Genomic DNA, 22705 nt, shown 5'->3' on the forward strand with positions numbered 1-22705 from the left:
ATTTTTTCAATCGATGGATAGAGAAAACCCCGGAACCCTCAATCGTCGGATGTCTTGTGCTTGTATTCGCATAAATCTTCGATCCTGCAGCTGCCACATCGAGGCTTGCGCGCCTGGCAAACATAGCGCCCGTGAAGAATCAGCCAATGGTGTGAATCGAGCAGATAGGGCTTGGGCACGAATTTCATCAGTTGTTTTTCGACCTCGACCACATTCTTGCCGCGAGCGATGCCGGTTCGGTTGCTGACGCGAAAAATATGGGTGTCCACCGCCATGGTGAGTTGACGGAATGCGGTGTTGAGCACCACGTTAGCGGTCTTGCGCCCGACTCCGGGCAGCGCTTCCAGGGCTTCCCGGGTTTGCGGCACTTCGCTGGCGTGTAGCTCTATGAGCAGGCGGCACGTCTCGATCACGTTCTTGGCCTTGCTGTTGTACAGGCCGATGGTCTTGATGTACTCCGATAATCCCTCCACACCCAAGGCATGAATAGCCTCTGGCGTATTGGCCACCGGGAATAGCTTGGCCGTGGCCTTGTTGACGCCAACGTCGGTGGATTGGGCCGACAGGATCACCGCGATCAACAGCTCGAACGGCGAGGAGTACGCCAGTTCAGTCTTGGGTTCCGGATTGTCTTCGTGAAACCTGCGGAAAATTTCCAGGCGTTTTGCAGCGTTCATAAGGGCGGACGTTTCCTTGCAGGCGGTCGACGGGATTGAAGCGATACACAGTGCAGCATCAGCTGTGGGTCAGGTGTTGCCGGTGGCGTCGGCCTCGGCATCATGCAGCGTCTGCTCGGCGGCGTTCAGCGCGGCGCTCAGGCTGGCCAGTTGTTGTTCATCAGCCTGTTGATCCTGGGCTTTTTTCAACTCGGCCCGGCGCATCGCCAGTTGAATCTTGGCGCGTTTGAGTTCAGGGCCCTGGGTGGTCGGCAGCGTTGGCGGGCTGTTGCCTTCCAGCGCGGCAAGCGCCTGCTCGGAGGCTTCGAACTGCCTTTGCAGGACAATCAATTGCGACTGCTGCTCATAAGTCGGCGGATGCCCAAACGCCTTCAGGGACTTGTGCAGTTGAGCACGGCTCATGGCGAGATTGATTTTGGCTTGCTTGATCGCGGCATCCTGAACGGCCTGGTGGGGATCAGCTTGCGCCGCTGCCACGGGGGCCGTGCGTTTGGCCCGCGCCAGGCGCTCGGCGAGCTTGCAGGCTTCCTCACGTTGCAGGCGCGCGTTGCGCTGTTCGAAACGCCGCCGAGCGCGGTCGCGTTTGAGGCCACGTTCGTGCCGTTCGTGATCGCTGCCCGCCAGGCCGCCCACGATAGGCAAGACGTCAGCGAGTGGGCGCAGCTCGATGCAGTCGACAGGGCAGGGCGCTACACACAGGTCGCAACCGGTGCACTCGTCGATAATTACCGTATGCATCAACTTGGCGGCGCCCACGATGGCGTCCACCGGGCAAGCCTGGATGCATTTGGTGCAACCGATGCATTCGGCCTCACGGATATAGGCGATCTGCGCCGGCGCGTCTCCACGGCTGGTATCCAGGGCCAGCACTGGCACACGCAGCAATTGCGCGAGCCCGGCGATGGTTTCCTGGCCTCCGGGTGGGCACTTGTTGATTGCCTCGCCGTTGGCGATGCCTTCGGCGTAAGGCTTGCAGCCCGGGTGCCCGCACTTGCCGCATTGAGTCTGCGGTAGCAGCGCGTCGATACGTTGAATGAGGTTCATGCTTTGATCATAGCGTTGACGCCAGGCCCACCGGTGCAGGCAGGCTGAAAAGCCCCGGCGCCGAAGCGCCAGGGCATCTTGCAGGGTTTACTTGATGCGTTGACCCGGCTTGGCGCCGCTGTCCGGGCTCAGCAGGTAGATTTCTTCGCCGCCAGGGCCAGCCGCCATCACCATGCCTTCAGACATGCCAAACTTCATTTTTCGTGGCTTGAGGTTGGCGACCATCATGGTCAGGCGACCATCGAGCTTGGACGGGTCAGGGTAAGCGCTCTTGATACCGGAGAACACATTGCGTCGCTCGCCGCCCAAATCCAGGGTCAGGCGCAGCAGCTTGTCGGCACCTTCCACGGCTTCGGCCTTGACGATCAGTGCAACGCGCAGGTCCACGGCGGCAAAGGTGTCGAACTCGATTTCATCGGAAATAGGGTCCTTGGCCAGCTCGCCGTTACCTGCGGGCGCAGTCGAGCCGGTATCTGTCTGGCTGGCGACCAGGTCTTCTTTCGAAGCGTCGGTCATGGCCTGGACTTTCACCGGGTCTATGCGGGTCATCAGGGGCTTGAACGCGTTCAACTGGTGGTTGCTGAGCAGCGTGGCGTGGTCATTCCAGGTCAGTGGCGCGACGTTGAGGAACGCTTCTGCGTCGGCGGCCAGCAGCGGCAGCACCGGCTTGAGGAAGATCACCAACTGACGGAACAGGTTGATGCCGGTGGCGCAGATCGCCTGAACTTCGGCCTCTTTGCCTTCCTGCTTGTTCAGCGACCAGGGTGCCTTGTCTGCAATCCAGGCATTGGCACGGTCAGCCAGGCCCATGATTTCGCGCATTGCACGAGCGAAGTCACGGGCTTCATAGGCGTCGGCGATGCTCGGCGCGGCGGCCAGGAACGCATCGGTCAGTTCCGGAGCGGCATTTTCAGCGACCAGTACCCCCGCATTTCCCTTGTGGATGAACCCGGCACAACGGCTGGCGATATTGACGACCTTGCCGACCAGATCCGAGTTGACCTTCTGGACGAAGTCTTCCAGGTTCAGGTCGAGGTCGTCGACGCCACGGCCCAGCTTGGATGCATAGTAGTAACGCAGATACTCCGGCGACAGGTGGTCCAGGTAGGTGCGCGCCTTGATAAAGGTGCCACGGGACTTGGACATCTTCTGCCCGTTCACCGTCAGGTAGCCGTGCACGGCAATGCCGGTCGGCTTGCGGAAGCCCGAACCTTCGAGCATCGCCGGCCAGAACAACGCGTGGAAGTTGACGATGTCCTTGCCGATGAAGTGGTACAGCTCAGCGGTGGAGTCTTTGCCCCAGAACGCATCGAAGTCCAGCTCTGGCGTGCGGTCGCAGAGGTTCTTGAAGCTGGCCATGTAGCCGATCGGCGCATCCAGCCACACGTAGAAGTACTTGCCCGGCTCGCCCGGGATTTCAAAGCCGAAGTACGGCGCATCGCGGGAGATGTCCCACTGCTGCAAGCCGCTGTCGAGCCATTCGGCGAGCTTGTTGGCCACGGCGTCCTGCAGGGTGCCGCTGCGCGTCCAGGTTTGCAGCATCTGCTGGAAATCCGGAAGTTTGAAGAAGAAGTGCTGGGAATCCTTGAGCACCGGGGTGGCGCCGGAGATGGCCGACTTCGGATCCTTCAAATCAGTCGGGGCATAAGTCGCGCCGCATTTTTCGCAGTTGTCGCCGTACTGGTCTGCGGTGCCGCATTTCGGGCAGGTGCCCTTGATGAAGCGGTCGGCCAGGAACATTTTCTTTTCCGGATCGAAGTACTGGGTGACCGACCGCTGGTCGATGTGCCCGGCTTCCTTCAATCGCAGGTAGATCTGGCTCGAAAGCTCACGATTTTCGTCGGAGTGGGTCGAATGGAAGTTGTCGAAATCCACCAGGAACTCGGCAAAGTCGGCGCTGTGTTCAGCCTGCACATTGGCGATCAGTTGTTCCGGGGTGATGCCTTCCTTTTCGGCGCGCAACATGATGGCCGAACCGTGGGCGTCGTCCGCGCAGACATAAATGCATTGATTGCCGCGATGCTTCTGGAAGCGCACCCACATATCGGTCTGGATGTACTCAAGCATATGGCCAAGATGGATGGAACCATTGGCATAGGGCAGGGCGCTGGTGACGAGGATCTTGCGTGGCTCGGACATGGGGCTCGGCTACTTGATGAAACGGAGGTCGGCCACTATAAAGCGCCGGGAAATTTATTTCACCCCGTGGTGCTGTTTCAGAATTTTCCATCCCTGCGAAAGCATGCCGCTGGCGGTCTGGAACGGTTAGGATAGCCGCCTGTTTCAGTCAGTCTTTTTTCGGGAGTTGCCCATGAGCGCCGTCAATCGCGCAGCGGTGGAAGCCGTTCTTCGCCAGTACACCGACCCCTATTTGAACCAGGACCCGGTCAGTGCCGGCTGTGTACGGGCTATCGAGGTCCAGGGTGACCAGGTATCGGTCCGGTTGGAACTGGGCTATGCCGCTGGCCTGTTCAAAAGCGGATGGGCGCAGATGTTGCAAATAGCCATCGAAGGCCTCGATGGCGTGCGCTCGGCCAAGGTCGATATCCAGTGCGTGATCGCGCCGCACAAGGCCCAGGCGCAGATCCCTGGCCTGGCCAACGTCAAGAATGTGATCGCCGTGGCGTCGGGCAAGGGCGGTGTGGGCAAATCCACCACCGCCGCCAACCTGGCCTTGGCCCTGGCCCGTGAAGGCGCGCGCGTGGGCATCCTCGACGCCGATATCTATGGTCCGAGCCAGGGTGTGATGTTCGGCATCGCCGAAGGTACACGGCCGAAGGTCAAGGACCAGAAGTGGTTTGTGCCGATCGAGTCCCTGGGCGTGGAGGTCATGTCCATGGCTTTTCTGACCGATGACAACACGCCGATGGTCTGGCGCGGGCCGATGGTCTCCGGTGCGTTGCTGCAATTGGTCACCCAGACCGCCTGGGGCGATTTGGACTACCTGGTGATCGACATGCCGCCCGGTACTGGCGATATCCAGCTGACCCTGGCGCAGAAAGTCCCGGTGGCCGGCTCGGTGATCGTCACCACGCCTCAGGACCTGGCATTGTTGGACGCGAAGAAAGGCGTGGAAATGTTCCGCAAGGTCAACATCCCGGTGCTGGGTGTGGTGGAAAACATGGCCGTTCACATCTGCTCCAACTGCGGCCATGCCGAGCACCTGTTCGGTGAGGGTGGTGGCGAGAAGCTGGCGACTCAATATGGCGTCGAACTGCTGGCCTCGTTGCCGCTGTCGATGGCCATTCGTGAACAGGCCGACGGCGGCAAGCCCACTGTGGCTGCCGAGCCCGATGGTCAGATTGCTATGGTCTACCAGGAGTTGGCCCGCCATGTGGGCGCGAGAATAGTGCTGCAGGAAGCGATTGCCCCTGCGATGCCGACGATCACGGTCAGCGACGACTGAACCTTGCGTAGGAACGTGACCTGTCAGGCTCGTTACGCTTTTTCCGCAGTAACCTGTGTAAGCATTCGCTTACTTTTTTGTAGGTATTCGGTTTTTTTACAGGGTGTGAGCGTCTCGAATCCGTGAGCGATGTTTCTAACTGATTGAAATAAAAGAGTTATTCATCTCTGTGTAAACGCCCGCGCCCTGCAGTCGCCCAGTTGGATCCCGTTGAACTTATTTTGGGATTCTCTAACATCAGCCCTGTGTCCACGGATTGGCACGGCCATCAAGGAATGATGGTTTGAAGGAATGTCGCAGGATGCGATTCATCAGGACGATGAAAAGGAATACAGGGACTAAGGAAAAAATGTGGGCGGGTCATACCGCCCCTTTTTTCGCCTGTAGAAAAGTGAAACCGGCTACGTAGAAACGCAAAAAGGCCCGCAAGGGGCCTTTTGGGACGGTGACGCTATCAGCGTTCGAGCTGTGCAATCTTACCTTTTTTGCCGTCCCACTCCGCTGCATCGGGCATCGGATCTTTGCGTTCAGTGATGTTCGGCCAAATCTCTGCCAGCTCGACGTTCAACTGAATGAATTCCTGCATCTCTGCCGGGACTTCGTCCTCGGAGAAAATCGCAACGGCCGGGCATTCTGGTTCACACAGGGCGCAGTCAATGCACTCGTCCGGGTGGATGACCAGGAAATTCGGGCCTTCGTAGAAGCAGTCCACCGGACACACTTCTACGCAGTCGGTGTACTTGCACTTGATGCAGTTGTCGGTGACGACGAAGGTCATTTCTAATTTTCTCCTCAGGCGGCGGCAGCGAAACCCTGTGTGGCAGGGCTCGCGAGGTTCGGGAGCGATAGTCTGCAGGCCAGGCTCATAGCCCGCAGCATCCCAAACCGCGCGAGAGTCTACCAGCTTGCAAGCGTCAGCGTTATATCCGAGTCTTCAGTGCATATAACATTTCGAGCGCTTTGCGTGGGGTCAAGTCATCCACGTCGAGCTTAGCCAACTCATCGAGTACCGGATGGGGCAGGCTGGCGAACATATCGCTCTGATGCGGCACGGCGGATTTCTTGCTGGCCTTGGCTGGGCTGGCGACGACCGTTTCATGGGGCAGGGCCATGGTTTCGAGGCGGCTGAGGTGCTCGCGGGCGCGGGTGATCACATCATTTGGCACACCGGCCAATTGTGCGACCGCCAAGCCATAACTCTGGCTCGCCGGGCCCGGCAGCACATGGTGCAGGAACACGATGCGCTCGTTGTGCTCGGTGGCATTGAGGTGCACGTTGGCTACCAGCGGCTCGCTTTCCGGTAACACGGTCAGTTCGAAGTAGTGGGTAGCAAACAACGTATATGCGCGCAAATGAGCCAGGCGTTCGGCCGCCGCCCATGCCAGCGACAGGCCGTCGAACGTGCTGGTGCCGCGCCCGACTTCGTCCATCAGCACTAGGCTACGCTCGGTGGCGTTATGCAGAATATTGGCGGTTTCGCTCATTTCCACCATGAACGTCGAGCGCCCGCCGGCCAGGTCATCACTGGAACCGATCCGGGTAAAAATCCGGTCCACCAGGGACAGCTCGCAACTGGCCGCCGGCACGAAGCTACCGATGTGGGCCAGCAGCACGATCAATGCGGTCTGGCGCATGTAGGTGGATTTACCGCCCATGTTCGGACCGGTAATCACCAGCATGCGGGTGTCGTCGTCCAGCGACAGGTCGTTGGCGACGAACGGCGTGGTCAGCACCTGCTCTACCACCGGATGGCGCCCTTGTACGATACGCATGCACGGTTCGCTGACAAACCGTGGGCAGTTCAAATCCAGGTTCAGCGCACGCTCCGCGAGGTTGCTCAGCACATCCAGCTCCGCCAGGGCGGCTGCGGTGTCTTGTAGCGGTGCCAGGCGGCTGATCAAGTCTTCAAGCAAGGCTTCATAGAGCATTTTTTCCCGCGCCAGGGCGCGGCTTTTGGCCGACAGCGCCTTGTCTTCGAAGGCTTTAAGCTCTGGAGTGATAAACCGCTCGGCGCCTTTGAGGGTCTGGCGACGTTGATAATCGATAGGCGCCGACTCGGCCTGCTTGCTCGGCAACTCGATAAAATAGCCGTGCACCCGGTTGTAACCGACCTTCAGATTGGCCAGCCCGGTGCGGGCTTTTTCGCGCGCCTCCAGGTCGATCAGGAACTGCCCGGCGTTTTCGCTCAGCGACTGCAGCTCATCCAGTTCACTGTCGTAACCCGTCTTCAGAACGCCGCCATCACGGATGATCGCCGGCGGGTTATCGATAATGGCCTTTTCCAGCAGGGCCGCGAGATCCGGATAAGTGCCGGCGGTGACGGCCAACTGCTGCAGGTGCGCAGTGTCCAACTCGGTCATCGCCGCCTGCAATTGCGGCAGGGCACCGAGGGCATCACGCAGGCGCGCCAGGTCACGTGGACGCGCGTTGCGTAGGCCGATTCGCGCCAGGATGCGCTCTATATCGCCAATCTCTTTGAGTTGCGGCTGCAGCTTTTCAAAACGATAGCCGTCCAGCAGGCAGGTAATGGAAGACTGACGCGCTTGCAGCACGCTTAAATCTCGCAACGGACGGTTCAGCCAGCGGGTCAGCAAGCGGCTGCCCATGGCGGTCTGGCAGCGGTCGACTACCGATTGCAGCGTATTGTCACGCCCACCCGACAAGTTGGTATCCAGTTCCAGGTTGCGACGGCTGGCGCCATCGAGTACCACGGTATCGTCCAGACGCTCATGGCGCAGGCTGCGCAAGTGCGGCAGGGCCGTGCGCTGGGTTTCCTTGGCGTAGCTGAGCAGGCAGCCGGCGGCGCCGATGGCCATGGTCAAGGTTTCGCAACCGAAGCCTTTGAGGTCCTGCACGGAGAATTGCTGACACAGGCTTTTAAGCGCCGAATCTCGCTCGAAATCCCACGGTGCGCGCCGCTTGGTCCCACGGCGCTTCTCCGCCGGCAGGTCCTTGGGCCAATCGTCCGGAATCAACAACTCCACCGGGTTGATACGCTCCAGTTCCGCCAGCAGGTTCTCCCAGCCCTTGATCTCCAGCACGCTGAAATTGCCGCTGGTGATATCCAGTACCGACAGGCCGAACAAACGCTCATCACCCAGGACAGCCGCGATCAAGTTATCGCGCCGCTCATCCAGCAGCGCCTCATCACTCACCGTCCCCGGCGTAATAATGCGCACCACCTGGCGTTCCACCGGCCCCTTGCTGGTCGCCGGATCGCCGATCTGCTCACAGATCACCACCGACTCGCCCAGCTTCACCAGCTTGACCAAGTAACCTTCCAACGAATGGTAAGGAATCCCACACATCGGAATCGACTGTCCCGCCGATTGCCCACGAGCGGTCAGGGTGATGTCCAGCAACTTGGCGGCCTTCTTCGCATCCTCATAGAAGATCTCGTAGAAGTCGCCCATGCGATAGAACATCAACTGATCAGGGTGCTGGTTCTTCAGGCGCCAGTACTGCTGCATCATTGGGGTGTGGGAGGATAGATCGGAGGCGTTTTTACTCATTGGGTAATAGGCAAATTCGTTGAAAGTGATGGGGCAAAGGGCGCGCTTGGCCCAGCATTTTTTGCGATGGCGGCAAGGTTAACACGCGAGGTCGGGGGTTCGCAGTTTGCAAAAGGCCCGGTAATACGCGGGAAGAAAAGCGGCTATGCATTAAAGGTGCACGAAGTGCCGTCTGTAGAGGCTTTACTTTGCCCTGCGACCGCTGGCAGGAAACAAACCTCTGATAACACCCAGGAAAGCCGCAAACAGATTGATCGAAGTTGCGGTGGTGATGGCCATTAACACGTTATCCGAGAACGGCGCTTTACCGGAGTAATACGTCGACCAGCCATTCCACACGAGGAGGACCGCCCAGAAGATCACGCCGCAGGCAGCAAACCAAAAGGCGCGCCCCGCATATTTCTTGCGCAGCTGCCTTTCGGCCTTCTGGTCTTTCAGATTCTGGTTTCTTTCATCGTCGGTGCCTATGGCTTGCTCGCCACCGGCTTGGGAGTCCTGGTCAGGCCCTGCCATGGGGGGCAGGGTGAGTTCCAGGTTGTCGAGTTCTTCACTCACGGATGCGGCTCTTTGGGTGAATGAGTGCTGCCATGTCTTCCCAGTCAATGGCGGAACCGTCGGCGCCCTTGAGGGCCCAGGCTGTGCCGTCCTCGTGGGAAAGGTTGGACAGTTGAGTGCCGGACCATTTGCCGTATTTGTTAATGATCCGGTCAATCAAACGATGGGTGTAGGTATCGCTCTCAGGAACCCTCGGTGTAACAAAGACAATGTCTTCGTCGTCGGGCTTCAAATTGCTGAGCAGCGAAGTCACGGGACGGCTGCCGTAGGATTTCAACTCATGGTAAAGCGAGGGAATGACCGGGCCATATTGCCAGCGGGCAAAGTGGTCATCCATAAGCGGTTGATCCCGCTCGCGCAGATGCCAGGACTGGGTATAGAACAGGAGCTTTTGCAGCTTCATCGGCGTCAGGCCTGAAAGCTTGCCTTCCTTCGCGCGTTCAATGAAGGCGTTAGCGACAGCTAGAGCTGAATAAGCCATGAGCACCTCCGTCGTTGCTGGCTAGGTTGTTACAGAGTTTATACATAGGCCCTGAATTGTCGATAAGCAAGGGCGGCTGTCAATCTGCGCCCTTTTACATCCGGTCGCGTGCGAGTATATGAAGTCGCACGGAATGATAGAGGCTGTTTGACTGTTCGTATATACAGTATTTTGTTTCAGATTCGCCTAGTCAGCTTGTTTAATGCATAAATATGCAAATTAGCATTTGCCATTCGCAAAAACTCTCGTCACTATTCCGGTTATGCAAAAACGCAACGTTTCTATCGTCTTGAAAGAGCTGCTGGATCGCGACCGAATCTCCCCCACGGAGCTTCATCGGCGCACTGGCGTGCCTCAATCCACCCTGTCCCGGATCCTCAGCGGCAAGATCGTTGATCCGTCGGACAAACACATCTCACGCATCGCCGAATACTTCCGCGTCAGCACCGACCACCTGCGCGGACGCGCAGCGGTAGGTACCTTGCGTGATGACGGGCGCGACCCGATGCATTCGGAACTCAAGGACATAAGCCTGTGGGACGACGACACCCCCGTTAATGATGACGAGGTGTCGATCCCCTTTCTGCGTGAGGTTGAATTGGCTGCTGGATCAGGAAGATTCGTCATCGAGGAAAGCGAGAAGGCCAGCCTGCGCTTTGGAAAGCGCAGCCTGCGGCATAACGGCGTGCAGTTCGACCAGGCCAAATGCGTGACGGTACGTGGCAACAGCATGTTGCCGGTGCTTCGCGATGGCGCGACGGTGGGGGTGAATGCCGGCAAGAGCGGGATTGGCGATATTGTCGATGGTGACCTGTACGCCATCAATCATAATGGCCAGCTGCGGGTGAAACAGCTCTACCGCCTGCCGTCCGGGATTCGTCTGCGCAGTTTCAATCGTGACGAGCATCCGGACGAGGACTACAGCTTCCAAGATATCCAGGATGAGCAGATCAGCATCCTCGGCCATGTGTTCTGGTGGGGCATGTATGCCCGCTGACCTACTTACGTAAGACAAAGCCCGCCAACGAGCGGGTTTTTTTTCGCCTGGGGAAAACCGGCAAACCCTTTGCCCACGGGCTCTTGATGCACGAGCGCATGAACCAAGCAAAAATAAATGCATTTGTGCATTGACTGTATATGCATACATGCATATTCTTCATCTCAAGCCAGCCAACAAGGCCTGGTGGAGGCGGCAAGGATGCTGCCAAGGAAGACAAGGAAGGCACGCAACACCGGCAAGGACGCCATCGAAGCGATGGCAAGGATGCCAGGCGACACCGGCAAGGATGCCGACGCTCTTTAGTGGTAGCGCTTCAAAAACAGGCAGCGATGAACCGGCCTTAACGGTTCAGAGGGTTGGCAACTGACCCGGGTGTGCAGCGTAAAGCACCAGAAGCAGTTATCCGGCAGACAGGGATCGTGGTCGGAAAAACATTGAGGAAAGGACCGTACCGCGCCAGTAGCGCCGAAAGTCCGCAGACAGCATTACTGAAAAGCCTGGGCAACCGGGCTTTTTGGAATGCCTACCTATCGAAGTATGTGTAATTGAAAAACGGACTATTCAGTGCTCAGCCAGGAGGCGTGACATGACAAACGAACAACAAGCGTTAGCGGAAATGCCTATCTGGCTGGTGATTATATTGGCGTTGATCGGCGGGGTGTCCGGCGAAATGTGGCGCGCCGACAAGGAGGGCGCCCGCGGCTGGTCGCTGATTCGGCGCCTGGCGCTCCGGTCCGGGGCGTGCATGGTCTGCGGGGTTTCGGCCCTGATGCTGTGCTACGCCGCCGGGATGTCGATCTGGACCGCCGGCGCCATTGGTTGCCTGACCGCCATGGCCGGTGCCGACGTGGCCATCGGCCTTTATGAACGCTGGGCGGCCAAGCGCATCGGGATCAATGAAGGTTCCCGTCAGGACCCGCAGTAACCGCAAGGACGCTACTCAAATGACCCTTATCGAAAAGCCATCCCAACTCCCCCAGGCTATCGGCGTGGCGCTGCATGCAGCCTTCCCCGACCTCAGGGTCGGCAGCCACCAGGACTTCCAGAGCGACGCAGAAAAAATCGGTGTGATGGTCACCGTTGAAGGCAATGGTCCTGGCATCCGCTCTCGCGAAGGCCGCAAGGCCCATGCCCTGGCCATTTCGCTCACCGTCATGGTTGCCCCCGGCGCATTGCCGTTCGATGCCTGCGACCTGGCCAGCCAGTTGATGGACTTGGTGCTGGACAACCGTTGGAGCCTGCCCCAGTCCCAGTGCGATTTGCCAATGAATATCGTCGCCGCTCCCTCTGGGCGTACGACCGCAGCAACGGACTACGACACCTGGACAGTGTCCTTCACTCAAACCCTCTACCTCGGACCCGTGTTGCTCGATGATCCTACAGGCCAACCGCTGTTTGCCTCTACCTGGGACGTCCTGGATATCGATGACCCCGATCAATACAAACCCTTGGCGGAGTAGCCCATGTTCGACACGCTGTTACGCATGCAACTGGGGCCGATTGTCGAGCGCCTGGCGGAGATGGAGGCGCAACTCGAAGACCTCTACCGACGCGCTGAAAGCTTCTGCCGCATTGGCGTTTGCCAACAGGTCGATGCCGCCAGCAATACCTGCAGGGTCAGCCACGGCGAGTTGCTTACGCCGGCCATCCGCTTTTTCAACCCCAGCGCCGGTGCGCAAACCGAAACCCGTATTCCATCCGTGGGCGAGCAATGCCTGCTGCTCAACTACGGCGGTGGGGAAGGGGGCTCACAGTCTGTGGCGCTGTTCGGCCTCAACAGTAGTCGCTTTCCGCCTGTTTCCACTGTGCCGTCCTTGACCCGGCGGCGCCATCAGGACGGCACACAGAGCGACTACGACGACGCCAGTCATACGTTCAACTGGGTCAACGGGCCGACGACGTTCAGCGCTTCCCGCGAACAGGTCGACGTCAAGGTCGGCGCCGCCAGCCTGACCCTCAGCCCGCAGGGCATCACCCTGCAAATCGGCGGCACCGCACTGCTGCTGGATGCCGGCGGCGCTCACTTCAGCGGCCCGGTGATAGACCACCAAGGTCGAGTCATCAGCCCCTGATAAGGACATTCCATGATCGGCATCGATCGCAACACCGGGGCAGCCGTCGATGACTGGCTGCAATTTGTGCAGCGCGCCACCCGAGCGCTGACCACACCCGTCGGCACGCGGCAGAAGCGTCCGCTGTATGGCTCGCTGATCCCGCAACTGCTCGGGCAGAACCTTGGCGATGACCTGCTGCTGCTCGCTCAAAGCCACGCCGCCCAAGCGTTTTACAACGCGCAGAACGGCATCGGCGATTTCCAGCCCGAGGTCATCGTCGCCACTCGCCAGGGCGCCGGGCTGCTGCTGCGCTTTGCCGGCACCTGGAAAAACCGCCAACAATCCTTCGAGGTCGTGACATGAGCATGCTGATCCCTGGCCAGAACCAACTGGCCGAGCCGGCGATTATTGCAGTCGATGAGTTCGAGCCGCTGCTCGCCGAATTCAAGGCGTTCGTGGTCGATTACGTTGCCACCCGTGCACCGCAAAGCGCGGCCAAACTCAAGGTCAGCCTCGACAACGAAAGTGAACTGCTGACGTTGGCGCTCGAGGCCTTTTGCGTGCGCCTGCAAACCCATGAGCGCAAATACAATGCACGCATCAAGCAGATGCTGGCGTGGTGGGCCACCGGCAGTAATCTGGATGCGCGCTTGGCGGACATGGGCCTTGAACGCCAGGTACTCGATCCCGGTGATCCGGCGGCCTTCCCGCCCGTGCCGCCGACCCTGGAAAGCGACGACGATGCGCGCTTGCGCTACTACCTTGCGCCCCACGCTCCGGCTGCCGGCTCGCGGATGCAGTATCGCCGCGAAGTGTTCACCCTTGGCGAGCGACCCACGGTCAAGGTACAGAGCGCCTCGCCGGGCGTGGTGACCGTCAACTACACCTTCGACCCGGACGGCTATGCGGCACAGGTCAAGGACGGCAATGGCCGCCGCACCGCGCCCGGCGAGGTGATGGTCACCGTGTTGTCTCGTGAGGGCGACGGTACCCCATCTGCCGATTTGCTTGACGGTGTACGCCGACATTTCGCACGGCCGGATGTACGGCCGGAAACCGATCTCGTCACCGTCCAGGGCGCACAAATTCAACCCTACAAAATTCGCGTCATCGCCAAGATCAACGCCGGCCCGGACTCGGGCCTGACCCAAGTGGCGGCGCAGCAACTGCTGCAGACTTACGCGGACTCCTGTCATCGCCTGGAAGGGCGCGTCGACCCCAGCTGGATCGACTACGCCATTCACAGTGCAGGGGCGGCGCAACTGCAAATCCTTGAACCGCTGGCGCCGATTGTCAGCAGCGCGTTCCAGGCCCCGTATTGCACGGGTGTCGAGGTGGAGGTGCGTACGCTATGAGTGAACCTGACGCGAGTTTGTTGCCGGCCAACAGTTCACCGCTGGAAAAGGCCCTGGACTTGGGCTTCGGCCAGTTGCTCGAGCGAGTCGCGCCGCCGTTTCCTGCGTTGATGAACCCACTGCAAACCCCCAGCGAATTTCTGCCTTACCTGGCCGCCGACCGCGGCGTCAGCGAATGGGATGCCGACGCCAGCGAATCGGAAAAGCGCCTGACCGTGGCCTTGTCCTGGCAGATCCAGCGCCAGGCCGGCACACCCAAGGCGCTGAGCTATGCCGTGGAATCATTGGGATTCACCCCCAACATCAGCGCCTGGTATCAGCAGCGGCCAATCGGTACGCCCTATACCTTCGACGTGCAGGCGATCATTGGGCGCAGTTGGTCCAGTGGCGACCACAACCGGCTCATCCGCCGCATCAACGCAGCCAAAAGCGAGCGGGATCAGGCGACGATTACGGTTGTTCACGAAACCGAAGGTCGGCTTGCGTTGACGCAGGTCCTTCATGCCCCGCTAAGCGACGGCGAGCTGTGTTTAAACGGCGCGCTGCCGGAGTTGGCGTTGGTTGCTCGACTTAACAGTGTCGGCGTTGCCCGGCACTACACCATTAACGACTACGACCTCAGGGCGCAGCCATGACAGATGAAATCACGCGCCTGGTGCGCTTCACCTCCAAGGGTTTGGATGAAGTGCTGCAGGCAAAGAACCAGGGCCTCAAAGCCGAGATCACCCACATCGGCGCCGGTACCGGCCGGTACACCCCAGACGGCACAGAAGTGGCCTTGCGTGATGAGCGCCAACGGGTCGCCATCGTGGATTACGAAGACCTGGGCGAGCGCCAACTCAGGATGGCCGCGCTGTTTGACGGCGACGGTGAGTATGAGATTGGCGAGTTCGGTTTTTACCTCGCCAGTGGAACCTTGCTGGCGGTGTATTCCGTGGCAGGGAAGTTGCTGACGTATAAAGCGGCGGCGGCGCGGGTACTGCAGAAGTTCACGCTGGATATTTCGCCGTTGCCGGCGGACAGCGTGACGATTGTGGTGGGGGGAGATAATCTCAATATTTTGTTGGCGGAGGATATTGCGGTACTTGCTACTGCGAATATTGACAATATGGCGCGTCAAACCGAGTTGTTGTTTCGTGTGATAACGCTGGAAGCGAGCCGTTAGGGCATTAACAAATTAAGGAGTTACACGTGAGTTTAGAATCGACTATTACATCGCTGGTGACAGCTGCGAATAATTTGACCGCTGCGGTTAATGGGAAAATTGGAAGTATCAATGCGACGATGGCAGGTGCGCTGGCGCAGTTCAATGAGTGGCGCAGTCTAAAAGATGTCGAAGGCGATCCAAATTATCCGGGCACCATCCGCAGCACTATTTTCCAAGGACACGTCTATGGTACCGGTGGCGTATACGAGGCTTTGGCTATAGGTGATTTTAAGCCAGCCGACTTGGGAGCCAGTGCCAACGTTTATATGCATTTTCAGATCCCTCTGAATATCAATGTCAATTCTGAGATGTTTTGGTTCAACATCAAGGGGTATAGCTACGGTACGGCAAAGATTATCGACGAAACACTCGTTGGTTATTGCTATCAGCCGAATCGGACGCTGCACAATGTGTCCACGTTCGGAAATATGACTCCAGCTGTTTACGTAGACGCAAATGGCAATATTGTTATGCGGATTTTGATTCCAAATATTTATTACACCACTATCCGTGTAGACACCATGCGTGTCGGCAATGGTCGTCTATTTAATCTCGGTGACCTTAAAACCAAAGTTTCGTTGGCCGACACTGTGATTTTTAGTTAAGGAGAAATGGAAATGTCTGAACTATCTAACGTCGAAAATCCAACATTTAAGATTGCTACGCCGACACCTGAAATTGAATGGGCTGCCATTCGTGCGCGTCGGGATCAGTTGCTAAGGGCTACCGATTTCACTCAACTGCCCGATTATCCCGCTTCCGATGTGCAACGAACTGAAGTGGCGGCCTATCGCACAGCATTACGTGATATTCCTGAACAGGCAGCTGAACCATCGGCGCTGGAGTGGCCCGTGCTGCCCACGTTCCTGAAATAACCCCCCACCGCGAAAGCGGTTTTTTTTCGTCCTCACAAAGCCCCTCCCCGCAGGGGCTTTGGCGTTTCTCACCCGGAGAATCCTACCCATGCCCACCCGCCAAACCTACACCGTCCTCATCCCTTTCCCCATCGGTAACGGCCACTGGTCCACCGCTGGCGAGGAGCTTGAATTGCTGGACGTCGAAGCATCCGCCCTGCGCACCGCCGGCCGCCTGGAACTGACCAGCGTCCTCAATTCCACCCCCAAGAAGGCTGACTAATCATGGCTGAGGTTTTGAACTTCGAGCACAACGGCATCACCGTGAATGCCACCGAATCCCCGAGGCCATGGGTGGCCTGGGTGATAACGTCATCGGCTTGGTGGGCACCGCCCCCAACGCCCATGCATCGATCCCGAAAAACGCTCCGTTCCGCATCAACAGCTTTACCACCCAGGCGCTGCTGGACCCTACCGGTACTGAGTCGGGCACGCTGTTCCAAGCGGTGTACCAGATCCTCAAAGTGGTGAAGGTGCCGGTCTATGTGGTCATCGTCGAAGAAGGCGCCACGCCGGCCGACACGGTCAACAATGTGATCGGCGGCAACGACCCTGTCACCGGCCGTAAACTCGGCCTGGCTGCCCTGGGCAGCGTGCCTGAAGACCTGACCATCATCGGCGCCCCGGGCTTTACCGGCACCAAGGCTGTGGCCGGTGAGTTCGCCTCCTTCGGCAAGCGCATCAAGGCCCGTGTGGTGCTGGATGGCAAGGACGCTTCGGTCGCCGATCAAGTGACTTACAGCGGCGAACTGGGCGGCGCCGACCTCGGCTTCGACCGTTGCCTGTTGGTGCACAACATGCCGTCGGTGTATTCCAAGGCCGCAAAAAAGAACGTGTTCCTGTCGCCGTCCTCGTTGGCCATCGCCGCGCTTGCCAAGGTCAAGCAATGGGAAAGCCCTGGTAATCAGGTGACCTTCGCCGAAGACGTTTCCCGCGTCGTCGAGTACAACATCCTCGACACCTCCACCGAAGGCGACCTGCTCAACCGTTACGGCGTGAGCTACTACGCCCGCACGGTGCTCGGCGGTTTCTCTCTGCTGGGTAACCGTTCCATCACCGGCAAGTTCATCAGCTACGTCGGCCTCGAAGACGCCATCAGCCGCAAACTGGTCAAGGCCGGCCAGAAAGCCATGGCCAAGAATCTCACCAAGTCCTTCATGGACCAGGAGGTCAAGCGCATCAACGACTGGCTGCAAACCCTGGTTGCCGACGAAACCATCCCTGGCGGCAGCGTCTACCTGCACCCGGAGTTGAACAGCGTCGAGAAGTACAAGAACGGCACATGGTTCATCGTCATCGACTACGGCCGTTACGCGCCCAACGAACACATGGTTTATCAACTCAACGCCCGCGATGAAATCATCGAGCAGTTCCTGGAGGACGTTCTCTAATGTTTACCAACCGAGTCAGACAGGCCATTGCGGCCACCCTTCAAGGCCTGCCGTTGTCGGCCACGGTCGATTCCTTTACGCCGCCGAAGATCGAGTTCGAAATGGACCCGATGACCGGCGGGCGCTTCATCGCCGAAGAGGTGGCCAAAAGCGCCAAGGTGCTGGGCGCAACCCTGGTGTTGCAAGGGGTTGGTGCAGAAATTCTGCTGGCGCTTGGCGTCACGCAGGGTGATGACATCCTGTTGAACGTGCGCGAAGCCGGCCAGGACCAGGATGGCAAGACCTACTTCACCTACCACACCGTCGGCGGCAAGTTGAAGTCTCTGGCCGAAACCGCACTGACGATGAACGCCAAGCCGGTCACCACCCTGGAACTGTCCTGCCGCACCTACAGCCGTCTGGAAAACGGTATTCCGGTGATCGACATCGATGTGCGCACCCAGAAGTTCGTGCTCAACGGCGTCGACATCCTCGGTGACGCGCGCCGCGCCGTGCTGATGCCTTAATCCCCCTGGGGGCGGGTCAGCTCGCCTCCATACCCCATCAAGGAATTGCCCCATGGCCTGGATGCCTCCGTTACACATCCTGCTGTCCCCGATCACCGCCGACACCGGCGTCGTGATCGAGCAGATTCAACTGAAACCATTGTTCTACGCGCCACAGAAAGAAGCCCTGGCACGCGCCGGCGACGATGAGGATGACCAGTTTTTCGAACTGGCGAAGCTCGCCACCGGCCTGTCGGAAAAAGAGCTCGACCAACTCAAGCGCCCGGACTACGTCAGCATCGCGCAATACGTACACGAGATGTCGACTCAGCCTGCATCGTTCTTCCTCGATCAAGCCGATGCGCCACGCGAATCGTTGACCTGCGAGCAGGTCGCGCTGCTGCTGCCCCTTGAGGCCAGCGGCCGCACGCTCACCCACGTCACCCTGGAAATGCCCGCCCTGCGCGCCACCAAAGTGATGAAAAAGCTGCCCACCAATAAAGAACGTGCCGAGTTCATCACCGCGCATTGCGCCGGCCTGATGATTCCCGATCTCGCCGGACTCACCGTGCCCGACTGGACAGAGTTGCAGGGGCGCATTGACGATTTTTTAAACAAACCGGCGGACTTCTTTCGGAACGCGACATCGAAGTGATCCTCGATGTAGTACCGCTGGTTTACTCGGTAAGCGAAGCGGAAATCCTCGATTGGAATGCCGGGAAAGCAATGCGCCGCTATGACATCGCGATCAGTCGCCTTGGGCTCAAACAGGAGTAGAGCGGGATGGCAGACAGTAACTATGCGGGCGGGTCGGCCATCGTCAAGGACGGCTGGCTGACTCAAGGCTCACTGGCACAGGGTGGGGGGCAGGCCAGCCTCAACCCGTTCGCGCAAACGCTGACGGGTCCGGCTGAGGCTGGGCCGGGGAGTGCTGCGAACCTGGCATTGGCATTGGCCGATGCCAGCCTGCAGATCAATCATCTGGCCGAAGGCCAGAGCCGCCTTGTGGAGACGCTCGAGCTGTTCAACGTCTCGTTGCTCAAGGTGATGGACGCTCGGCAAGCCGACGCCGAGCCGGCGGGAGCGAGCGATACAACTACCAGCACGACGGCCAATACAGGCACACCGTCGCAGGCACTGGATGCCGCGATGAGCGACCTGGGCCAACTGTTGCAGTTCGTCGGACGCGAGCGCAAGTCAATGCGTGAAGCCAACCTCGCCATGGCGTCGGAGCCTGTGGTGGCGGCCAGTGGCGCAAGCGCCGTTGACCTTGCGAAGGTCGAGTACGTTGCCGCCAAGTCGGGTATCGGAAGCGACCGAGTTGACGCTTCAGGCAATATCGACCAGGCCGGGCGCCAGGCTGACCTGCAGCAGTTTGCCCGCGACGCCGCGATCATGGCGACGGCATTCAAAATCGATGTCAAGCACGCCGGTGAACTCATGGGCGGCTGGCGCGAGTCAATGCATCTGGACCGCGCACAAACCCTGGACTTGGCCGACGCGACAACGGTGCTGGGCAATGTTGTCTCGCTCAAGGCCGAATCGGCGGATATCGCGGCCATCGTGCGACATCAGGGTGCTGCCGCGACGGATGCGGGCATGAGCCCCGCGCAGGCGGCGGCACTGTCGGCGGCGTTGCTGAGTGCCGGTAATAGCAAAGGCGCTGCTGGCCTCGGGCTGGAAAAAATCAGTGCTGCCCTGGCTAAAGGCGACAGCGCTTCCCCTGGGCAGCGCGACGCCTGGGCAGCGCTAAAGCTTGACCCCGACGTGTTGTCCGGCGGAATGAAACAGGATGCTGCGCAGACCCTGGTCACCGTGCTGGAGGCACTCAAAGCGCAACCGGCCGAAAGGCAGGCGGCGCTGGCGACGCAACTGTTCGACGGTAACCAGGCGATTCTGAGCCTGGTGCCGATGATCGACACTGTGAAGCTGGCCTTTTCGCAAGTGGCCGACACATCCAGCTACGCCACATCGGCGCTGGGGGATCATGGCGCTCTCCTGCGCTCGGCAGCGGTTCGCGCCGATTCCGCCCAGGCCCGTCGACAGGCCTACGAGGCCAGTACTACACGTTTGCAAACCGCTTCCGACACCGCCCTGGCGCCCGTTGTGGATACCTCGCTGACGGCGATGACCAGTTTGGTCAATGGTGTGAGTTGGTTGGCCGAAGCCCTGCCTCAGGCCACCGCCGCCGTCACGCTGGCGGGTGCTGCGCTGGGGCCGTTGATTTCCGGCGTTTTCGATGCCGTGAAAGACAAGGTCTTTGAAAAGGTCGCCGGGAAAATTCTTGGCGAAGGCGGCGCCATCGACTCATCCGCTCGTTCGCAGCAATCTCAGAGTAACGAAACACCCGCAGGCAATCGTACGCCGGGTTCGGCGCCGGGCGCTGGTCGGTCGCGCAGAACGACGAAGGCCAGCAAAGTCGCCAAGGGGGCTGCGTTGGGGCTGGTGCTGGCGAACGCCGGAGTCGATGTCGCCAAGGGCGCGCTGTCGGGGAATCTGGGTGAAGCGGTTGGCACCAGCGTGGGCTCGGTAGGCGGCGGGGTCGCCGGGGGTTTTGCCGGTGAGTTCGCCGGCATGGCGATTGGCCGAGCTGTCGGTACGCTGGCGGGGGCGGTGATCGGTTCGGTTGTGCCGGGTGCCGGCACGCTGCTGGGTGGCGTCATGGGCGGCGTTGCCGGCGGTGCCATCGGCAAGGTGGTCGGCGGTGCCGTCGGGACGTTCGTCGGCAGCGACGTTGGCGCCTGGCTGGCTGAAAAAGTGATGGGCTCTGAGGATCGCTTGCCGTCTCCCACGGAGGTCAGCACTCACCTCAATACCCCTCAAGCCGATAACCGCCAAATCAACTTTGCCCCGCAAATCACTATCAACGCGCCGGAACAAGCTAGCTATCAGCAATTGGCGACACTCGTGGTGCAACAGATCGAAGCGCAATTTACCCCGCTGTCGATGGACAACCTGCTGGCGACGCGACGTGGCGCAGCACTCACCGATGGAGCTGTGTGATGCGACAACAGATGGTGTTGGGCACGTTTATTTTCGGGCTGTCGCGCGGGTTCGCCTACGACACCCTGGATCGTGGAAGCAGTGGTGGCTGGGTCAGCCTGAGCATCATTGCTGGCAAACCCAAGTCCAGCCAAGTGGGGCAGGATCTGGAAACACTGGCCTTTGGTGGCAAGGCAGCGCGTGCCAAGGGCATGCAGCGTCTGGATGAGTTGCGCGCCCTGCAAGACCTGCGGGCACCGTTGCCGTTGGTGGACGGCCTAGGGCGTAACTGGGGGTTGTGGACCATCAAGTCGATCAGCGAAAAACAAACCAGCGTGATCGACGACGGTACGGCGATGGCGATCGGTTGGTCGCTGGTATTGGAGGAGTTCGTCAATGCGTAGGGTTCGAAGTATCGCTGGCGACTCGGTGAACCTGCTGCTCTACCGAGAGCTGGGGCGTTGTGATGATGCCGCAGAAGAAGCGCTGTGGCGCTTGAATCCGGAGCTGGCGGAAAAGGGCGCGGTATTGCCGGCAGGCCTCAGCGTGCTGGTGCCCGAATTGGATGCGCAACCTGCTGCGAGCCGGCCGGTTTCAGCCTGGGATTAAGGAGCGATCATGGCACTTGGATTCACACCTGTAGTGGAGCTGTATGGCGCCAATGCTGCGCTGTTCAACGAGCGGCTATTGGAATGGGAGCATGTCGACGCAGCGGGCTTTGTATCCGACCAGCTCACGCTGACCCTCGATATCGAGGGCCTTGAAGGGTTGCCCGAGCTGGGCGGCAAAATCGGCTTGCGCGTGGGGTACCTTGAGTCCGGCTTGGTGGATAAGGGCGTATTCAAGATCACTCAGCGAACACCGTCGCTGTTCCCGATGCGCTTGGCGTTGGTGGCCACGGCAGCGCCGTTTGATGAGCACGAATTCAAGCAGCGCCGTACCGCCAGCCATGGGCCGATAACCTTGGGCGCACTGTTTCGCCAATTGACCAGCCGCTACGGATTTTCGCCGCGTGTGGCGCCTGAACTTGAGCGCGAGCAGATCGCGCACATCGATCAGACCAATGAAAGCGACATGGCCTTTCTGACCAGGCTGGCCAAACGCTTCGATGCGGTGGCCAAGCCTGTCGACGAGCTGTATGTACTGGGGCGTAAAGGCCAGATCAAGTCACTATCGGGCAAGGCGTTGCCGGATGTGCGGTTGTCGGTTACCCGTGACAATCGCCCGGGTGACCGGGCCTTCATCAGCGCCAGCTTCACCGAAGCCAGCCGTGCCAAATACAACGGCGCGCAAACGTCCTGGTGGGATGCGGCGGCCGGCAAAAAGCATGTCGTAGAGGTGGGCATCGCGCCGTTCAAGGTGGTGACGCAACGCTACCAGAGCGAGGACGAAGCGCGCTCAGCGGCGCAGGGAGAAATGCGGCGTGTGGGACGGGAAGGGTTGCAGATCAATGTGGTTTGCCCCGGTAATCCGTCGTTGGCCGCTGAAGGCTTGCTGCTGCTGGACGAGTCGTGGCCAAGCTTCATGCAGGGGCGCTGGTCAATCAAGAAGGTGACGGCCAGCGGTAAACGAGCAGACGGCTATCGGTGCACGATCCAGGCCAGCGGTTTGTCGGTGTAGACACTTATTCAGAGTAAAACCA

General features: G+C 59.5%; 25 protein-coding genes and 1 pseudogene. 19 read left to right on the plus strand and 7 right to left on the minus strand.

Going from position 1 to position 22705, the window contains the following annotated elements:
• Positions 1-38 precede the first annotated feature (38 nt).
• The 3 genes from nth to metG all read right to left on the minus strand — a co-directional run bounded on the left by nth (position 39) and on the right by metG (position 3860).
• Positions 39-677 carry an endonuclease III gene (nth, locus tag C4J88_RS05570; RefSeq protein WP_124366012.1) on the minus strand — a complete coding sequence of 213 codons (639 nt, stop codon included), beginning with the start codon at positions 675-677 and terminating at the stop codon, positions 39-41.
• 69 nt (positions 678-746) lie between these two features.
• On the minus strand, positions 747-1721 hold the full coding sequence (gene rsxB / locus C4J88_RS05575) for an electron transport complex subunit RsxB (protein WP_124366013.1): 975 nt from the start codon (positions 1719-1721) through the stop codon (positions 747-749).
• A gap of 87 nt (positions 1722-1808) precedes the next feature.
• Positions 1809-3860 carry a methionine--tRNA ligase gene (gene metG, locus C4J88_RS05580; protein WP_124406411.1) on the minus strand — a complete coding sequence of 684 codons (2052 nt, stop codon included), beginning with the start codon at positions 3858-3860 and terminating at the stop codon, positions 1809-1811.
• A 172-nt stretch (positions 3861-4032) separates the two neighbouring features.
• Between metG and apbC the strand changes: the two genes are divergently transcribed.
• On the plus strand, positions 4033-5127 hold the full coding sequence (gene apbC, locus C4J88_RS05585; RefSeq protein ID WP_124366015.1) for an iron-sulfur cluster carrier protein ApbC: 1095 nt from the start codon (positions 4033-4035) through the stop codon (positions 5125-5127).
• Between the two features lie 454 nt (positions 5128-5581).
• Here the strand turns inward: apbC and fdxA are convergent, their stop codons facing one another.
• From fdxA to C4J88_RS05605, 4 genes are all read right to left on the minus strand, one after another.
• Entirely contained in the window at positions 5582-5905 is a 324-nt protein-coding gene (fdxA, locus tag C4J88_RS05590; RefSeq protein WP_124361524.1) for a ferredoxin FdxA, read from the minus strand.
• 142 nt (positions 5906-6047) lie between these two features.
• Positions 6048-8639 (minus strand): DNA mismatch repair protein MutS, encoded by a 2592-nt coding sequence (gene mutS, locus C4J88_RS05595; protein WP_124366016.1) that lies wholly within the window; start codon positions 8637-8639, stop codon positions 6048-6050.
• A gap of 183 nt (positions 8640-8822) precedes the next feature.
• Positions 8823-9194, minus strand: a complete 372-nt coding sequence (locus C4J88_RS05600; protein ID WP_124366017.1) for a hypothetical protein — start codon at positions 9192-9194, stop codon at positions 8823-8825.
• Positions 9187-9675, minus strand: a complete 489-nt coding sequence (locus tag C4J88_RS05605) for a Panacea domain-containing protein (protein WP_124366018.1) — start codon at positions 9673-9675, stop codon at positions 9187-9189. The genes C4J88_RS05600 and C4J88_RS05605 overlap by 8 nt, the downstream gene beginning before the upstream one ends.
• A 262-nt stretch (positions 9676-9937) precedes the next feature.
• On the opposite strand from C4J88_RS05605, the gene C4J88_RS05610 reads away from it, so the two are divergent.
• The 18 genes and pseudogenes from C4J88_RS05610 to C4J88_RS05690 all read left to right on the plus strand — a co-directional run bounded on the left by C4J88_RS05610 (position 9938) and on the right by C4J88_RS05690 (position 22683).
• Complete coding sequence (locus C4J88_RS05610) at positions 9938-10672, plus strand: XRE family transcriptional regulator (protein WP_124361528.1); 735 nt, start codon at positions 9938-9940, stop codon at positions 10670-10672.
• A gap of 589 nt (positions 10673-11261) precedes the next feature.
• Positions 11262-11600, plus strand: coding sequence for a phage holin family protein (locus C4J88_RS05615; protein WP_124357270.1), 339 nt, complete (start codon positions 11262-11264; stop codon positions 11598-11600).
• A gap of 19 nt (positions 11601-11619) precedes the next feature.
• Complete coding sequence (locus tag C4J88_RS05620; RefSeq protein WP_124406412.1) at positions 11620-12135, plus strand: hypothetical protein; 516 nt, start codon at positions 11620-11622, stop codon at positions 12133-12135.
• A gap of 3 nt (positions 12136-12138) precedes the next feature.
• The gene (locus tag C4J88_RS05625) at positions 12139-12747 is read left to right on the plus strand and encodes a phage baseplate assembly protein V (protein WP_124366021.1); all 609 of its coding nucleotides are present in this window, start codon (positions 12139-12141) and stop codon (positions 12745-12747) included.
• A 12-nt stretch (positions 12748-12759) separates the two neighbouring features.
• Positions 12760-13092 (plus strand): phage baseplate protein, encoded by a 333-nt coding sequence (locus C4J88_RS05630; protein ID WP_124361531.1) that lies wholly within the window; start codon positions 12760-12762, stop codon positions 13090-13092.
• Positions 13089-14084, plus strand: a complete 996-nt coding sequence (locus C4J88_RS05635; protein WP_124406413.1) for a baseplate J/gp47 family protein — start codon at positions 13089-13091, stop codon at positions 14082-14084. Before C4J88_RS05630 ends, C4J88_RS05635 begins: the two co-directional genes overlap by 4 nt.
• Positions 14081-14719 (plus strand): phage tail protein I, encoded by a 639-nt coding sequence (locus C4J88_RS05640; protein WP_124406414.1) that lies wholly within the window; start codon positions 14081-14083, stop codon positions 14717-14719. The genes C4J88_RS05635 and C4J88_RS05640 overlap by 4 nt, the downstream gene beginning before the upstream one ends.
• Positions 14716-15249, plus strand: a complete 534-nt coding sequence (locus C4J88_RS05645) for a phage tail protein (RefSeq protein WP_124406415.1) — start codon at positions 14716-14718, stop codon at positions 15247-15249. The genes C4J88_RS05640 and C4J88_RS05645 overlap by 4 nt, the downstream gene beginning before the upstream one ends.
• Positions 15250-15275: 26 nt before the next feature.
• Positions 15276-15896: a hypothetical protein gene (locus C4J88_RS05650; RefSeq protein WP_124406416.1), complete on the plus strand. Its 621-nt coding sequence runs from the start codon at positions 15276-15278 to the stop codon at positions 15894-15896.
• A gap of 12 nt (positions 15897-15908) precedes the next feature.
• Positions 15909-16166, plus strand: a complete 258-nt coding sequence (locus tag C4J88_RS05655) for a tail fiber assembly protein (protein WP_124406417.1) — start codon at positions 15909-15911, stop codon at positions 16164-16166.
• Between the two features lie 88 nt (positions 16167-16254).
• A complete protein-coding gene (locus C4J88_RS27360; protein ID WP_164484513.1) occupies positions 16255-16428 on the plus strand; it encodes a hypothetical protein in 174 nt (57 codons plus the stop codon).
• A gap of 2 nt (positions 16429-16430) precedes the next feature.
• Positions 16431-17596, plus strand: a pseudogene (locus C4J88_RS05660) (phage tail protein).
• Positions 17596-18102, plus strand: coding sequence for a phage major tail tube protein (locus C4J88_RS05665; RefSeq protein ID WP_124366028.1), 507 nt, complete (start codon positions 17596-17598; stop codon positions 18100-18102). Before C4J88_RS05660 ends, C4J88_RS05665 begins: the two are co-directional and overlap by 1 nt.
• A 52-nt stretch (positions 18103-18154) precedes the next feature.
• Positions 18155-18736 (plus strand): phage tail assembly protein, encoded by a 582-nt coding sequence (locus tag C4J88_RS05670; RefSeq protein WP_124361539.1) that lies wholly within the window; start codon positions 18155-18157, stop codon positions 18734-18736.
• A 128-nt stretch (positions 18737-18864) separates the two neighbouring features.
• Complete coding sequence (locus C4J88_RS05675; RefSeq protein ID WP_124406418.1) at positions 18865-21084, plus strand: phage tail tape measure protein; 2220 nt, start codon at positions 18865-18867, stop codon at positions 21082-21084.
• On the plus strand, positions 21084-21467 hold the full coding sequence (locus C4J88_RS05680) for a phage tail protein (RefSeq protein WP_124406419.1): 384 nt from the start codon (positions 21084-21086) through the stop codon (positions 21465-21467). The genes C4J88_RS05675 and C4J88_RS05680 overlap by 1 nt, the downstream gene beginning before the upstream one ends.
• Positions 21460-21672, plus strand: coding sequence for a tail protein X (locus tag C4J88_RS05685; protein ID WP_124406420.1), 213 nt, complete (start codon positions 21460-21462; stop codon positions 21670-21672). Before C4J88_RS05680 ends, C4J88_RS05685 begins: the two co-directional genes overlap by 8 nt.
• Positions 21673-21681: 9 nt before the next feature.
• Entirely contained in the window at positions 21682-22683 is a 1002-nt protein-coding gene (locus C4J88_RS05690) for a contractile injection system protein, VgrG/Pvc8 family (RefSeq protein WP_124406421.1), read from the plus strand.
• Positions 22684-22705 lie beyond the last annotated feature (22 nt).

The sequence above is a fragment of the Pseudomonas sp. R4-39-08 genome (assembly GCF_003852275.1).
Lineage (GTDB): Bacteria > Pseudomonadota > Gammaproteobacteria > Pseudomonadales > Pseudomonadaceae > Aquipseudomonas.

Excerpts from the sequence above, each read along its gene's own strand:
- nth (WP_124366012.1), bottom strand. The coding sequence starts at position 677 with ATGAACGCTGCAAAACGCCTGGAAATTTTCCGCAGGTTTCACGAAGAC.
- rsxB (WP_124366013.1), bottom strand. The coding sequence starts at position 1,721 with ATGAACCTCATTCAACGTATCGACGCGCTGCTACCGCAGACTCAATGC.
- metG (WP_124406411.1), bottom strand. The coding sequence starts at position 3,860 with ATGTCCGAGCCACGCAAGATCCTCGTCACCAGCGCCCTGCCCTATGCC.
- apbC (WP_124366015.1), top strand. The coding sequence starts at position 4,033 with ATGAGCGCCGTCAATCGCGCAGCGGTGGAAGCCGTTCTTCGCCAGTAC.
- fdxA (WP_124361524.1), bottom strand. The coding sequence starts at position 5,905 with ATGACCTTCGTCGTCACCGACAACTGCATCAAGTGCAAGTACACCGAC.
- mutS (WP_124366016.1), bottom strand. The coding sequence starts at position 8,639 with ATGAGTAAAAACGCCTCCGATCTATCCTCCCACACCCCAATGATGCAG.
- C4J88_RS05605 (WP_124366018.1), bottom strand. The coding sequence starts at position 9,675 with ATGGCTTATTCAGCTCTAGCTGTCGCTAACGCCTTCATTGAACGCGCG.
- C4J88_RS05610 (WP_124361528.1), top strand. The coding sequence starts at position 9,938 with ATGCAAAAACGCAACGTTTCTATCGTCTTGAAAGAGCTGCTGGATCGC.
- C4J88_RS05615 (WP_124357270.1), top strand. The coding sequence starts at position 11,262 with ATGACAAACGAACAACAAGCGTTAGCGGAAATGCCTATCTGGCTGGTG.
- C4J88_RS05620 (WP_124406412.1), top strand. The coding sequence starts at position 11,620 with ATGACCCTTATCGAAAAGCCATCCCAACTCCCCCAGGCTATCGGCGTG.
- C4J88_RS05625 (WP_124366021.1), top strand. The coding sequence starts at position 12,139 with ATGTTCGACACGCTGTTACGCATGCAACTGGGGCCGATTGTCGAGCGC.
- C4J88_RS05630 (WP_124361531.1), top strand. The coding sequence starts at position 12,760 with ATGATCGGCATCGATCGCAACACCGGGGCAGCCGTCGATGACTGGCTG.
- C4J88_RS05635 (WP_124406413.1), top strand. The coding sequence starts at position 13,089 with ATGAGCATGCTGATCCCTGGCCAGAACCAACTGGCCGAGCCGGCGATT.
- C4J88_RS05640 (WP_124406414.1), top strand. The coding sequence starts at position 14,081 with ATGAGTGAACCTGACGCGAGTTTGTTGCCGGCCAACAGTTCACCGCTG.
- C4J88_RS05645 (WP_124406415.1), top strand. The coding sequence starts at position 14,716 with ATGACAGATGAAATCACGCGCCTGGTGCGCTTCACCTCCAAGGGTTTG.
- C4J88_RS05655 (WP_124406417.1), top strand. The coding sequence starts at position 15,909 with ATGTCTGAACTATCTAACGTCGAAAATCCAACATTTAAGATTGCTACG.
- C4J88_RS27360 (WP_164484513.1), top strand. The coding sequence starts at position 16,255 with ATGCCCACCCGCCAAACCTACACCGTCCTCATCCCTTTCCCCATCGGT.
- C4J88_RS05665 (WP_124366028.1), top strand. The coding sequence starts at position 17,596 with ATGTTTACCAACCGAGTCAGACAGGCCATTGCGGCCACCCTTCAAGGC.
- C4J88_RS05670 (WP_124361539.1), top strand. The coding sequence starts at position 18,155 with ATGGCCTGGATGCCTCCGTTACACATCCTGCTGTCCCCGATCACCGCC.
- C4J88_RS05675 (WP_124406418.1), top strand. The coding sequence starts at position 18,865 with ATGGCAGACAGTAACTATGCGGGCGGGTCGGCCATCGTCAAGGACGGC.
- C4J88_RS05680 (WP_124406419.1), top strand. The coding sequence starts at position 21,084 with ATGCGACAACAGATGGTGTTGGGCACGTTTATTTTCGGGCTGTCGCGC.
- C4J88_RS05685 (WP_124406420.1), top strand. The coding sequence starts at position 21,460 with ATGCGTAGGGTTCGAAGTATCGCTGGCGACTCGGTGAACCTGCTGCTC.
- C4J88_RS05690 (WP_124406421.1), top strand. The coding sequence starts at position 21,682 with ATGGCACTTGGATTCACACCTGTAGTGGAGCTGTATGGCGCCAATGCT.